Origin of the sequence: Streptomyces bohaiensis (genome assembly GCF_012033785.1) — a bacterium.
In the GTDB taxonomy this organism is placed as follows: domain Bacteria; phylum Actinomycetota; class Actinomycetes; order Streptomycetales; family Streptomycetaceae; genus Streptomyces; species Streptomyces bohaiensis.
Map to the genome: position 1 here is coordinate 1 of NZ_JAAVJC010000127.1, position 13,531 is coordinate 13,531.

The window sequence follows — 13,531 nt, forward strand, 5'->3', positions numbered from 1 at the left end:
AGCCCGCTGCGGGCGGCGCCGAGGCGGCAGGGCCGGGCGCCCCGCCGCAGGACGTCGACCTCACCGAGGCGACCTGAGGGCGTGCGGACCACCGACGCGCGGCCGCTGCCCTACGGCCGGCCGGTGCCGCTGTCGCCACCACCGCCGGCGTCCGGGCCGTCGCCGTCCCGGCGGGAGCCCCCGTCGGGGTCCGGGCGGTGCCCGGCGCGGTGGAGCAGTTCGGGGGTCGGGGTGCCGGCGAGCAGGTCCTGCATCCGGCGGACCGGACCGGACCACCGCCGGTCGTGACGGGCCGTCCGACGACGGGCCCGGGCGAGCGCCCGGGGCCGGCGCCGGTAGAACCGCCGCGCCCACGGCGAGTCCGGCCGGGCCAGCCGCACCGCCCCGAACAGCGACACCAGGGGCAGCAGCACCCCGAAGATCGCCACCAGCGGCTTCCCCTTGGCGAAGGAGACGGCCGAGCAGGCGAAGTGGAAGGCGACCGTGGTCATCACGGCGACCCGGTCCTGCCGTTCCTCCGCGGTGAGAGTGTCCACCCCGAACGGGGCGGAGCCCACCAGCACCAGCAGCACCACGGCGCCGGTGACGGTCACCATCTCCACGCTGCGGCGGCCCTGTTCGCTCCAGTAGACGTCCTGGAGGTAGACGATGAGGGCGAACTCGTCCAGGACCAGCCCCGCGCCGACGCCGAAGACGACGGCGGCGGCCGCCGCGCCGGGGCCGTACTGCGTGGAGGCGATGGCCCCGAACCCGCCGGCGACCATCAGCACCACCCCGGGCACGGCGTGGTGGAGGTGGACCCCGCCGGCGGAGATGTCACCGAACGGACCGCGGCCCGCGCGGATCATCCGCGTCACCGTCCGGGTGACCGCGAACGTCACCAGGAACGCGGTCAGTCCGAGGAGCAGCGGGAGCTTGCCCGCCTCCACGATGTCCTGCTCCCACCACCGGCCCATGACGGGCAAGGATGGGCGGCCGGGCACGCCCCGCGAAGCAGACACGCCCCCGGCTCACCCGGGCGGCGGCGGGAGCGGCCCGCGCCCCGGCAGCCCCGGAGACGCGGAACGGGGCGTAGGCTCGGTGCCCCGGATCGGAGCGGCACCCTGGGCCACAGCGGGGGGCTGCCCCCGGGGACAGGGGAGTCCGGCTACCGCCGCACCCATCGACGAAGGAACAGGATCTCCACCACCGTGACTGTACTGACCCTCAGTGATTCCTCCGCCGCGAAGGTGCGCGCGGATGCCGTGGTCGTCGGCATTGCCAAGGGCGAGGACGGGCCCCTCCTCACCTCCGGACAGGAGGTGTCGGCCCTCGACGCCGCGTTCGGCGGGAAGCTCGCCGCCACTCTGGGGACGCTCGGCGCCAAGGGCGCCGCGGACGAGGTCACCAAGGTGCCCGCGCCCGAGAAGTTCGGCAGCCCGCTCGTCGTCGCCGTCGGCCTGGGCTCGCTGCCCGAGGGCGGCGAGGGCTTCGAGGCGGAGACGCTGCGACGCGCCGCCGGCTCGGCTGCCCGCGCGCTCGGCTCCCTGGAGCACGCCGTCTTCGCCCTGCCGCTGGCGGACGCCGCCGCGCTGGCCGCCGTCGCGGAGGGCGCGCTGCTGGGCGCGTACTCCTTCTCCGACTTCCGTGGCACGGACGGCGACGCCAAGGGCCGAAAGAGCCGCAAGGGCAAGGACGCCAAGGGGTCGGGCGCGGACCACCTGGCCGAGGTCACGGTGGTGGGGCTCCCGGGCAAGGCCAAGGCGCACAGGGACGTCGCCGAGCGCGCCCGGGTGCTGGCGGAGGAGACCGCCCGTACCCGCGACCTGGTCAACACTCCGCCCAACGCGCTCACCCCCGAGGTCTTCGCCGCCGAGGCGCAGGCCGCGGCGAAGGAGCACGGCCTGAAGATCGAGGTGCTCGACGAGCAGGCGCTGGCCAAGGGCGGCTACGGCGGCATCCTCGGTGTCGGCCAGGGCTCGCAGTCCCCGCCGCGGCTGGTGCGGATCGCCTACACCCACGCCAAGGGCGCCCCGACCCTGGCACTGGTCGGCAAGGGCATCACCTACGACTCGGGCGGCATCTCGCTGAAGCCGGCCGGCCACAACGAGACGATGAAGTGCGACATGGCCGGCGCGGGCGCCGTGCTGTCCGCGGTCGTGGCCGCCGCCCGGCTGGGGCTGAAGGCCAACGTCACCGGCTGGCTCGCCCTCGCGGAGAACATGCCGTCCGGTTCGGCGACGCGCCCCGGTGACGTGCTGACCATGTACAGCGGCAGGACGGTCGAGGTGCTCAACACCGACGCCGAGGGCCGGCTGGTCATGGCGGACGCGATCACCCGCGCCTGCGAGGAGGAGCCCGACGCCCTGGTGGACGTCGCGACGCTGACCGGCGCCATGATGGTGGCGCTCGGCAAGCGCATCTTCGGCGTGATGGCCAACGACGACGCCTTCCGCGAGTTGGTCCACACCTCCGCGGCGGAGACCGGTGAGCAGTCCTGGCCGATGCCGCTCCCCGACGAGATGATCGACAGCATGAAGTCCTCCGTCGCGGACATCGCCAACGTCGGCGACCGCATGGGCGGCGGTCTCGCCGCCGGGCTGTTCCTGCGGGAGTTCGTCAGCGAGGGGACCACCTGGGCGCACCTGGACATCGCCGGGCCGGCGTTCCACGAGGGCGCGCCCTTCGGCTACACCCCCAAGGGCGGCACCGGCACCGCCGTGCGCGCCCTGGTGCGGCTCGCCGAGCGCACCGCCGACGGCGCGCTGAGCGCCTGACCCGGGGCCCGTGGTACGTGAGACCCGTCACGTACCACGGGCCTACTGGTGGGTAACGGGTGGTTTCCGGGGAAGACGCCGTCCGGATGGTCGCCTGTACAGTCGGTTTGCACCCCTCGTCCCCCGGCCCGGCATGCCGCGGCGGTCGGACAGGTGCGAAGATGTTGTTCCGGCAGGACAGGGCCCGGCTCACCCACCAGCGAGCCATGACCATCCGCTTGAACCAGCGGCCCACACGATGACGCCGGCCGGTACGTGAAGCAGCCGGGCCCGGCGGACCCATGCATGGAGGACGTGACGTGGCGAACGACGCCAACACCGTTTTCGACCTAGTGATCCTCGGTGGTGGCAGCGGCGGCTACGCCGCGGCCCTGCGCGGTGCTCAGCTGGGTCTCGACGTCGCCCTGATCGAGAAGGGCAAGCTGGGCGGCACCTGCCTGCACAACGGCTGTATTCCCACCAAGGCCCTGCTGCATGCCGGTGAGATCGCCGACCAGGCCCGCGAGAGCGAGCAGTTCGGCGTCAAGGCCACGTTCGAGGGCATCGACATCCAGGCCGTGCACTCCTACAAGGACGGCGTGGTCTCCGGGCTGTTCAAGGGCCTGACCGGCCTGCTGGCCTCCCGCAAGGTCACCATCATCGAGGGCGAGGGCAAGCTCTCCTCCCCCACCTCGGTGGACGTGGCGGGCCGCCGCGTCGAGGGCCGCCACATCCTGCTGGCCACCGGCTCCGTGCCGCGCTCGCTGCCGGGTCTGGAGATCGACGGCGACCGCATCATCTCCTCCGACCACGCCCTGAAGCTCGACCGCGTCCCGAAGTCGGCGATCGTGCTCGGCGGCGGCGTCATCGGTGTCGAGTTCGCCTCCGCGTGGAAGTCCTTCGGTACCGACGTCACCGTCATCGAGGGCCTCAAGCACCTGGTGCCGGCGGAGGACGAGAGCAGCTCCAAGCTGCTGGAGCGCGCCTTCCGCAAGCGCGGCATCAAGTTCAACCTGGGCACCTTCTTCGACAAGGCCGAGTACACCGACAGCGGTGTCAAGGTCACCCTCGCCGACGGCAAGACCTTCGAGGCGGAGGTGCTGCTGGTCGCGATCGGCCGCGGTCCGGTCTCGCAGGGCCTGGGCTACGAGGAGCAGGGCGTCACCGTCGACCGCGGCTTCGTGCAGGTGGACGGCGAGATGCGCACCGGCGTGCCGACGATCTCGGCCGTGGGCGACCTCGTCCCCACCCTCCAGCTGGCGCACGTCGGCTTCGCCGAGGGCATCCTCGTCGCCGAGCGGCTCGCGGGCCTGCCCGTCGTGCCGATCGACTACGACGGCGTCCCCCGGGTCACCTACTGCCACCCCGAGGTCGCCTCGGTCGGCCTCACCGAGGCGAAGGCCAAGGAGAAGTACGGTGACGACCAGGTCGTGTCGCTGAAGTACAACCTCGGCGGCAACGGCAAGAGCAAGATCCTGAAGACCGCCGGCGAGATCAAGCTCGTCCAGGTCAAGGACGGCGCCGTGGTCGGCGTCCACATGGTCGGCGACCGGATGGGCGAGCAGATCGGCGAGGCGCAGCTGATCTACAACTGGGAGGCGCTGCCCGCCGAGGTCGCGCAGCTCATCCACGCCCACCCGACGCAGAACGAGGCGCTCGGCGAGGCCCACCTGGCGCTGGCCGGCAAGCCGCTGCACGCCCACGACTGACCGGCCGCCCGCCGTCAGGGCGCGCCCCCATCCGTACCTGTGTAAGGAGCACCAGAAACCATGGCGGTTTCCGTAACCCTTCCGGCGCTCGGCGAGAGCGTCACCGAGGGCACCGTCACCCGCTGGCTGAAGGCCGAGGGTGAGCAGGTCGAGGCCGACGAGCCGCTGCTCGAGGTCTCGACCGACAAGGTCGACACCGAGATCCCCGCCCCGGCGGCCGGTGTCCTCTCCTCCATCAAGGTGGCCGAGGACGAGACGGTGGAGGTCGGCACCGAGCTGGCCGTCATCGACGACGGCAGCGGCGGCGGCGAGTCCGCCCCCGCGGCGCAGGCCGAGCCGGAGCAGGAGTCCGCCCCGGAGCCCGAGCCGGAGCAGGCCCCGGAGCCGGAGCAGAAGTCGGCGCCGGCGCCGTCCGGTGGCGGTGCCGAGGGCACCGACGTCACGCTGCCCGCGCTCGGTGAGAGCGTCACCGAGGGCACCGTGACCCGCTGGCTGAAGGAGGTCGGCGAGGAGGTCGAGGCCGACGAGCCGCTGCTGGAGGTCTCGACCGACAAGGTCGACACCGAGATCCCCGCCCCGGTCGCCGGCACCCTGCTGGAGATCGTGGTCGGCGAGGACGAGACCGCCGAGGTCGGCGCCCGCCTCGCCGTGATCGGGTCGGCCGACGCCGCCCCGGCGCAGCAGGAGCAGCCGAAGGAGGAGGCGCCGAAGCAGGAGGAGGCGCCGGCTCCCGAGCCGGAGCAGGCTCCCGCTCCGAAGCAGGAGGCACCGGCGGAGCCCAAGGCCGAGCCGAAGCCCGAGCCGAAGGCCCCCACCCAGCAGGCTGCCCCCGCGCAGCCCGCTGCTCCGGCGCCCGCGACCGACGGCGCCTACGTGACGCCGCTGGTGCGCAAGCTGGCCGGTGAGACGGGCGTCGACCTGTCCTCCGTCAAGGGCAGCGGTGTCGGTGGCCGCATCCGCAAGCAGGACGTGCTCGCCGCCGCCGAGGCGCAGAAGCAGCAGCAGTCCGCCGCCGCCCCGGCCGCCTCGCCGTCCGCCTCGTCGTCCACGGTGGAGATCCCGGCGGCCGCCGCGGAGCTCCGCGGCAAGACGGTCAAGATGACCCGCATCCGCAAGGTCATCGCCGAGAACATGATGAAGGCGATGCGCAACCAGGCGCAGCTGTCCTCCGTCATCGAGGTCGACGTCACCAAGCTGATGAAGCTGCGGGCGCGGGCGAAGGAGTCCTTCCTGGCCCGCGAGGGCGTCAAGCTCTCGCCGATGCCGTTCTTCGTCAAGGCCGCCGCCGAGGCGCTGAAGGCCCACCCGGTCATCAACGCCCGGATCAACGACGACTCGACCGTGACCTACCACGACGTCGAGAACGTCGGTATCGCGGTGGACTCGGAGAAGGGCCTGATGGTCCCGGTCATCAAGGACGCCGGTGACCTGAGCCTGGCGGGCATCGCCCGCAAGACCGCCGAGCTGGCCGGCAAGGTCCGCACCGGCAAGCTGAGCCCGGACGACATGTCCGGCGGCACGTTCACGATCAGCAACACCGGCTCGCGCGGTGCGCTGTTCGACACGATCATCGTGAACTACCCGCAGGTCGCCGAGCTGGGCATCGGTGCCACCGTGCGCCGCCCGGTCGTCGTCAACCACCCGGACCTCGGGGAGACCATCGCCATCCGCGACATGGTCTACCTGACGCTCTCCTACGACCACCAGCTGGTGGACGGTGCCGACGCGGCCCGTTACCTGGGGGCCATCAAGGCCCGGCTGGAGGCCGGCGAGTTCGAGGGTGAGCTCGGCCTGTAGCACCGCGTCCCGGTCCGCCCCGGCGGACCGCCGCACGGCAGCGACGGCGCCGTGCCCCTCCCCCCGTCGGGGGCGGGGCACGGCGCCGTTCGTCGTCCGGGCGGCGCCCCGGGGGGCCGGCGGGGCACGGCGGGGCGGCATCATGGTGGGGTGCGTGCCGCCCGACTCATCCAGATGGTGCTGCTGCTCCAGAACCGGAGCCCGATGACGGCGGCCGAGCTGGCCGCGGAGCTGGAGGTGTCGGAACGGACCGTCGCCCGGGACGCGGTGGCGCTGTCGGCGGCCGGGGTCCCGGTCTACGCCGACCGGGGCCGCGCGGGCGGCTACCGGCTGGTCGGCGGCTACCGGACCCGGCTCACCGGGCTGGGCCGCAGCGAGGTCGAGGCACTCTTCCTCTCCGGTGTCCCCGGGGCCCTGCGGGAGATGGGGCTGGGCGACGCGGCCTCGGCGGCACGGCTGAAGGTGCGGGCCGCGCTGACGCCGGCGCTCGCCGACGCGGGTGACGGCGCCGCGCGGCGGTTCCACCTGGACGCACCGGCCTGGTGGCGCCCGCCCGCCACCCCGGCGCTGCTGCCGTCGGTGGCGGAGGCGGTGTGGGACGACCGGGTGCTGGCGGTGGTCTACCGGCGCCGGGGCGGCGCGGAGGTCGAGCGGGAGCTGGAGCCGTACGGCCTGGTCCTGAAGGCGGGGGTCTGGTACCTGGCGGCCCGGCCGGTGGGGGCGGACGGCCACCGGGTGTACCGGGTGGACCGGTTCACCGCCGCGCGGCCGCAGGAGCACCGGTTCACGCGGGACACCGCGTTCGAGCTGCCGGCGTTCTGGGACCGGCGGGCGGCGGAGTTCGCCCGCTCGCTGCTGCGGGACCGCGTCGAGCTGCGGTTGACCCCGGCGGGGCAGGCCCGGTTGCGGCACGTCGTGGACGCCGAGGCGGCGGAGCGGGCCCTGGCGGCGGCCGTCCCGGCCGACGGGGCAGCCGGCGGCGAGGTGCGGGTGACGCTGGCCGTGGAGAGCCAGGACGTGGCGTTCGAACAGCTCCTGGTGCTGGGCGCCGAGGCCGAGGTGGTGGGGCCGCCCGGGCTCCGCGCCCGGTTCGTGGCGCAGGCCGGGCGGCTGGCGGCCCTCTACGGGGCGGACGGCGCCGCGGGGTGAGGCGGCGCCGCGGGTGGCCCGGGGCGGGCTGCGCCGGACCGGCCGGGCGGGCGCCGGGGCGAACCCGGCGCCCGGCACCGGCGGACCGTCACCGGTAGTCGGCGGCGTCCACCTCGGGGTTCTGCTGGAAGTCCGGGATGTAGCGCCAGGCGTCGGGTCGGGAGCCGTCGGCGTCGGTGAAGCCGTAGGCGCGGGCCAGCCCGCCGCTGGAGAGCGAGGTGCCGTTGAGGCGGTGCACCTCGGGGTCCGCGGCGAGCGCGGCGGCGGCCCGGCCCACCAGCAGCGGCGACTCGGCGATGGCGAAGGACGGCTCGGTGGCGATCGCGTCCCGCCAGTTCTCCTCGGTCACCCCGAAGTGGTCCAGCATCTGCTCCGAGCGCAGGAAGCCCGGGGTCAGCGCGACGGCGGTGCAGCCCTTCTCCTTCAGCTCCTCGCCGAGGGTGAACGCCATCCGCAGCGGGGCGCACTTGGCCAGGTCGTAGTGGAACTGTTCCCGGTAGCGCGGGCCGTTGTACCCGGTGGTGCCGTCCGTCATCTCGATCAGCAGCCCGCCGGGGCGCCGCACGAGCAGCGGCACGGCGAAGTGGGTGGTGATCACGTGGGTCTCGACGCCGAGGCGCAGCATCCGCAGGCCGCTCTCCAGGTCGGCCTCCCACACCTTCTGGTTGAAGGCCAGCAGGTGGTCGCCGCCCCAGACGTCGTTGACCAGGACGTCGAGCCGGCCCTGTTCGGCGTCGATCCGCTCGACCAGCGCCCGCACCTGGTCGGGGACGAGGTGGTCGGTGGGGACGGCGACACCGTGGCCACCGGCCTCGTCGATCAGTTCCGCCGTGCCCTCGATCGTCTCGCTCGTCCGGCCGACCTCGCTGGCCCGGGCGCGAGTGGTGCGGCCGGTGGCGTAGACCGTCGCCCCGGCGCGCCCGAGCTCGACGGCGATCGCCCGGCCGGCGCCGCGCGTCGCCCCGGCGACCAGCGCCACCTTGCCGGTCAGCGGTCGCTCCTGGTGGTTCACGTGGCTGTTCCTCTCCTCGGTCCGTCCCCGTCCGCGTCGCACGCTGCCAGCGATACCCGACATCCGCTGTCGGGTTTCCCGGCGGATGTCGCGGGGACGTCCCCGGCCCGGCGTGGGCCGCAGCCGGGCCGCACCCCGGCGCGGTGGGTCAGCGGTACCCCCGGTGCGGCCCCCGGGCGGGTGCCGCGTGCCGGGTCGCCCGGACGGTCGCCGCCGACCACCCGGCTGCCGTGCGCCGTGCGGGTGGCGGCCCCTCCGCTCGCTCCCCGCGCGCGAACGCGTCCGGCGTGCGCTCCGGCGCGGTCGGGCCGATGCTGGGTGCGTGGAAGAGACGGAGTTCTGGGAGATCGTCGACAGCACGCGGGAGGCGGCCGGGGAGGACCCGGACGACCACGCCGACCTGCTGGTCGAACGGCTGTCGGCGCTCGACCCGGTGGCGGTGACGGACTTCGCGCGCCACTTCGAGTCGCGGTTCCAGCGGGCGTACCGCTGGGATCTGTGGGGTGCCGCCTGGGTGCTGCTGGACGGCGCGAGCGACGACTGCTTCGAGAACTTCCGCTGCTGGCTGATCGCGCGCGGCCGCCGCGTCTTCGAGGGCGCCCTCCACGACCCGGACGCGTTGGCCGAGTTGCTCCCCCGGTTCGACGAGGAGTCGGACGGCGAGGCCGAGGACATCGGGTACGCCGCTTTCGACGCCTACGAACAGCTGACCGGCGACGAGCTGCCGGAGTTGGGCCTGCCGGAGGCGCCCGACGAACCCCTGGGCGTGCCGGTCGACTTCGAGGACGACGGGGCGTTGGCCGCGGCGTACCCGCGGCTGTGGGCGCGGTTCCGCTCGGGGACCGGCGACGCTCCCCGGCAGGTGGGCGGCGAGGGCCTAGCCTGAGCGCCATGGCTGACTCTCCGCGCGATCCCGTCGTCCCCTCCCCCTCCCCGCCCACCCCCGGGCCGGGTGATCCGGCCGGTCCCGCGGGGTCCTCCCCCGAGGAGTCCTCCCCCGAGGGGGCCGCGACCGCGTCGGCCGCGCCGGAGGAGCGCGACGGGGCGGCGGACGGCCCCACCGGGACACCCACCGGGGCGCCGGCCGAGGCGGCGTCCGACGCGGCGTCGGGTCCGGACCCGACGCCGGTCGTGTTCGCCGGGGACGGGGCGTCCGAGGAGACCCCGCTGCGGGGCCGGGTGGCCGTGACCGGGTCGTCGGGGCTCATCGGCTCCGCCCTCGTGCGGTCGCTGCGTGCGGACGGCTACCACGTCGTCCCGCTGGTCCGGCACGAGGCGTCCAACCCCGACGAGGTGCAGTGGGACCCGTCGGGTGCGGACGTCGCGCAGAACGCGACGGCGCTCCTGGGGTGCGACGCCCTGGTGCACCTGGCGGGTGCCGGCGTCGGCGACCACCGCTGGACGGCCGCGTACAAGGAGGAGATCCGCGACAGCCGGGTGTTCGGGACGGCGGCGCTGGCCGAGGCGCTGGCCACCATGGACGCCCCGCCCCGGACCTGGCTGTGCGGCTCCGCGGTCGGCTTCTACGGCGACACCGGCGACCGGCCGGTGGACGAGACCGCTCCCCCCGGCGAGGGCTTCCTGGCCGACGTCTGCCAGGAGTGGGAGGCGGCGGCGCTGCCCGCGGCAGCGGCCGGGGTGCGTGTGGTGCACCCGCGGACCGGGCTGGTCGTCGCGCGCGGCGGCGGCGCCTGGGGGCGGCTGTTCCCGATCTTCCGCGCCGGTCTCGGCGGCCGTCTCGGGAACGGCAGGCAGTACTGGAGCCACATCTCGCTCCACGACCACATCGCAGCGCTGCGCTTCCTCCTCGCGGAGGGCGCGTCCGCCCCGGGCGGCCCGGTGAACCTCACCGCTCCGGAGCCGGTCACCAACCGCGAGGTGACGCGGGTGATGGGACAGGTGCTGGGTCGGCCCACGCTCTTCCCCGTCCCCGCGCCGGCGTTGCGCCTGGCGCTGGGCGAGTTCGCCACCGACGTGCTCGGCAGTCAGCGTGTGCTGCCGCGGCGGCTGCTGGACGCGGGCTTCACCTTTGTCCATCCGGGAGTCGAGGACGCGGTGCGCGCGGCGTGGGAGGGCGACGCGCCCTGAGCCGGTGACGGGCGCGCCGGGGAGGGCTGCCCGGGGCGCCGCCCACGGTCCGACGGGGCCGCCGAGGTGCCGTGCGGCCCGTTCTCGGGGACGATGGCGGGGCGTCCGGATCGCGTGGGGCGCCCCGGGTGTCGACGGGGGCGCGCCCCGCGGGTCGTGCGCGGCCCGCGTGCGACGATGCCCGGTTCGTGCGCGTGCGACGCGCTCGTACGTTCGTCCTATTGTCGGCCTGCGCCGTACGTATCACCGGGCCACCGGTGGGCAGAAGGCGCGAGGAGGCCGGAACCCAGTCCACCGCACCCCGGCCCGACGCACCGACCACCTCCTGGGGAGGGCACGTGCCCAGCAGCCGAAAGCACCGCAGCGAGACCGACGTCGTCGTCATCGGCGCCTCACCCGCCGGCTTGGCGGCCGCCCACCACCTCACCGGGGCCGGCCTCTCCGTGACCGTGCTCGAGGCCGCGGAAAGACCCGGCGGCCGCCTCACCACCACACGCCGGGACGGCTTCCTGCTGGACCGCGCCAGTTGGCTGCCCGTGCCGGGCACGCCCGAGCTGCGCCGCCTTCCCGGACCGTTGCCGGTGCGCCGCCTCACCGGCGGGGTGGTGCTGCACGGCACGGACCGCGCGCACCGGATCGGCGCGGCAGTGGGGCACCCGGGCCCGCGCCGGCAGCGGACGCTGACCGGCACCTTCGACCAGACCTGGCTGCGCGCCAATCTCGGCCGGCTCGGCACCCTCTCGGAGTCGCGGCTCCACGCGCGCCCGGAGCTCACCGCCCACGTCGCGCTCGCCTCCCGTCCCATCCCCTCCCGCATCAGCGAGGGGTCGCTGCGCCCCCTGCTGACCGCGCTGCTCGGCGACCCCGACCTCGGCGCCTCCCGTCGCCTGAGCGACCTCACCCTGCGCGCGTTCGCACGCTCGGGGCTCGGGATCACCGCCGGCGGCGCCGAGGCGCTGCCCCGACTCCTCCTCGACGCGCTGCCGCCCGGCACCGTGCGCACCGGCGCCCGGGCCGTCTCCGTCGCCACCACCGCGGTGACCACGGAGGACGGCTCGACGGTGGCCTGCCGCGCGGTGGTGCTGGCCACCGGCGCGCGCGAGGCGGCCCGCCTGGTGCCCGGCATCCGCGTCCCCGACCACCACCCGGTGACCGTGCTCCACCACGCCACCGCGTCCCCGCTCGACGCGGGACCGGAACTGCTGGTGGACACCGCACGCCGCGGCCCGGTCACCCACACCCTCGCCGCCTCGGTCGCGGACCCCTCGCGCGCGCCGGAGGGACGCACCCTGGTGACCTCGGTCGTCCTCGGCGCGGACGCGGGCGAACCCGCCGACGTGCTGGACAAGGCGGCCCGGCCGCAGCTGAGCGCGCTCCACGGGACCCCGACCCACGACTGGGAGCTGCTGGCCGCCCATCACGACGCCGAGGCGATCCCGGCGCTGCCGCCGCCGTTCGCCCCGCAGCGGCGGGTACGGCTGCTGGACGGCATGTACGTCTGCGGCGACCACCGCGCCACCCCGGGGATCACCGGGGAGCTCTCCTCCGCCCGTCGCGCGGCCGAGGCCGTGCTGTGGGACGCCGGAGTGCGCCCGGCCGAGGCGCTGGAGAGCGCGGCGGCCTGAGAGCGTGCGGGCGACCGCGCGCCGGGCCCGCGCCGCCGGCCACGACCCGCTGCCGCGTCGTCACGGACGCCCGAAGGCAACCCGGCACGAGGGCGCCCCCGCGCCGTGCGGCTGACGGCACCGCCGCGAGCCGATCCGACGCGGGGTCTGCCACGGGCTCCGGCCCCGCCAGCCCCGCGCGAACCCACCGGGCCGTTCACCGGCCCGGTGGGCGCGTGGCCGGCCCACCCCGGCCGACCACGGCCCCACGGGTGCGGCGGGCTCCCCCGCACGCACCGCCCCCGTCCGGTCGTCCACCGGACGACCGCCCCGGATGCTCCACCCCACCCCGGATGCTCCACCCCAGCCCCCGGTGCCGGGCCCACCCGCCCGACCGCCGCGCCTCCCCCGAGGCCCGGCCTTCCCACTCGTTCGCCGCTCCGCTCCCCCGAGCGGTTCAGCGGGCCGCTGCCGCCCGTTCCCGGTAGCTGCGGACCACCGCCGCGTCCCGGTAGGGCTCCAGCCGCCGCTCGAAGTCGTGGATGTACTCGTGCGCCCGGACGGAGCGCATCTCCGCGGCCTGCTGCGCCGCCTCGGAGGCGAGCGCGCACGCCTGCTCCAGCTCGCCCAGCCCGAGCCGCGCCGTCGCCAGCACCACCCGGCAGAACAGCCGGCTGCGGGCGTACGCCGGGCCCCGCAGCTGCAACGACCGCTCCGCGTGGCGGGCCGCGGCGCGGTGCTGCTGGAGGTCGCGGTGGCAGTGGCCGCACTCGTCGGCCAGTTGCGCCTCGTCGAAGAAGCGGGCCCAGTGGGGGACCTCGTCCCCCGGCCGGGACGCCTCCAGCGCGCGCTCGGCGCGTGCCAGCGACGCGGTGCAGGCGCGCACCTCGCCGAGCAGGCCGTGCCCGCGGGCCTCCGCGGCGTGCAGCAGCGCCTGCACCGCGGGCGGTGCGGAGGCGGCCGTGCCCTGCTGCGCCACCCGGGCGAGCTGGACGGCCTCCCGGCCGTGTCCGAGGTAGACCGCCTGGCGCGACATCGAGACCAGGACGTAGCTGCCGTAGCCGCGGTCGCCCGCCGCCTGCGCCAGCCGGAGCGCCTGGACGAAGTAGCGCTGCGCCAGGCCGTGCGCGGCGATGTCGTACGCCGTCCACCCGGCCAGGCGCGTCAGGTCCGCCGCCGCCGCGAAGATGCGGCGACCGGTCTGCTCGCTGTAGCTGCCGCGCAGCAGCGGCTCCAGCTCGTGTTCCAGGTAGCGGATCAGCGCCTGCCGGGCGTGGCCGCCGCCGTAGGCGTTGTCGAGCTTGCGGAAGAGGTCGGCGACGGAGTGGAGCGCCGCGATGTCCCCCGCGGTGACCCGCTGCCCCGGGCCCCGCTCGGTCCGGTCGCGGTGCACCACGGCCGCCTCGGCGGCGGACCGCCCGCGGCCCTGCTCCGGCA

The 13,531-nt window shown here is 75.4% G+C and carries 10 protein-coding genes; 7 read left to right on the forward strand and 3 right to left on the reverse strand.

Features of this window, described 5'->3' with window-relative positions:
* Positions 1 to 110: 110 nt before the first annotated feature.
* Entirely contained in the window at positions 111 to 956 is an 846-nt protein-coding gene (locus HCN52_RS14870; protein ID WP_245175167.1) for a hypothetical protein, read from the reverse strand.
* Positions 957 to 1,190: 234 nt separating this feature from the next.
* Here HCN52_RS14870 and HCN52_RS14875 point away from each other — a divergent pair, with 234 nt between their 5' ends.
* From HCN52_RS14875 to HCN52_RS14890, 4 genes are all read left to right on the forward strand, one after another.
* A complete protein-coding gene (locus tag HCN52_RS14875; RefSeq protein WP_168088927.1) occupies positions 1,191 to 2,756 on the forward strand; it encodes a leucyl aminopeptidase in 1,566 nt (521 codons plus the stop codon).
* Between the two features lie 299 nt (positions 2,757 to 3,055).
* On the forward strand, positions 3,056 to 4,444 hold the full coding sequence (gene lpdA / locus HCN52_RS14880; protein ID WP_168088928.1) for a dihydrolipoyl dehydrogenase: 1,389 nt from the start codon (positions 3,056 to 3,058) through the stop codon (positions 4,442 to 4,444).
* Between the two features lie 60 nt (positions 4,445 to 4,504).
* Positions 4,505 to 6,241: a 2-oxoglutarate dehydrogenase, E2 component, dihydrolipoamide succinyltransferase gene (sucB, locus tag HCN52_RS14885; protein WP_168088929.1), complete on the forward strand. Its 1,737-nt coding sequence runs from the start codon at positions 4,505 to 4,507 to the stop codon at positions 6,239 to 6,241.
* Positions 6,242 to 6,391: 150 nt separating this feature from the next.
* Positions 6,392 to 7,390 (forward strand): helix-turn-helix transcriptional regulator, encoded by a 999-nt coding sequence (locus HCN52_RS14890; protein WP_168088930.1) that lies wholly within the window; start codon positions 6,392 to 6,394, stop codon positions 7,388 to 7,390.
* 88 nt (positions 7,391 to 7,478) lie between these two features.
* Here the strand turns inward: HCN52_RS14890 and HCN52_RS14895 are convergent, their stop codons facing one another.
* Positions 7,479 to 8,402 carry an SDR family oxidoreductase gene (locus tag HCN52_RS14895; RefSeq protein ID WP_312876706.1) on the reverse strand — a complete coding sequence of 308 codons (924 nt, stop codon included), beginning with the start codon at positions 8,400 to 8,402 and terminating at the stop codon, positions 7,479 to 7,481.
* 322 nt (positions 8,403 to 8,724) lie between these two features.
* On the opposite strand from HCN52_RS14895, the gene HCN52_RS14900 reads away from it, so the two are divergent.
* The 3 genes from HCN52_RS14900 (at position 8,725) to HCN52_RS14910 (ending at position 12,115) form a co-directional block, all read left to right on the forward strand.
* On the forward strand, positions 8,725 to 9,288 hold the full coding sequence (locus HCN52_RS14900; protein ID WP_312876707.1) for a DUF4240 domain-containing protein: 564 nt from the start codon (positions 8,725 to 8,727) through the stop codon (positions 9,286 to 9,288).
* A 281-nt stretch (positions 9,289 to 9,569) separates the two neighbouring features.
* Positions 9,570 to 10,490, forward strand: coding sequence for a TIGR01777 family oxidoreductase (locus tag HCN52_RS14905; protein ID WP_245175171.1), 921 nt, complete (start codon positions 9,570 to 9,572; stop codon positions 10,488 to 10,490).
* Between the two features lie 338 nt (positions 10,491 to 10,828).
* Positions 10,829 to 12,115: an NAD(P)/FAD-dependent oxidoreductase gene (locus tag HCN52_RS14910; RefSeq protein ID WP_168088934.1), complete on the forward strand. Its 1,287-nt coding sequence runs from the start codon at positions 10,829 to 10,831 to the stop codon at positions 12,113 to 12,115.
* Positions 12,116 to 12,551: 436 nt separating this feature from the next.
* Here the strand turns inward: HCN52_RS14910 and HCN52_RS14915 are convergent.
* Positions 12,552 to 13,531 (reverse strand): NsdA family TPR-like regulatory protein (locus HCN52_RS14915; protein WP_245175168.1); only part of this gene is annotated, 980 nt, incomplete at its 5' end.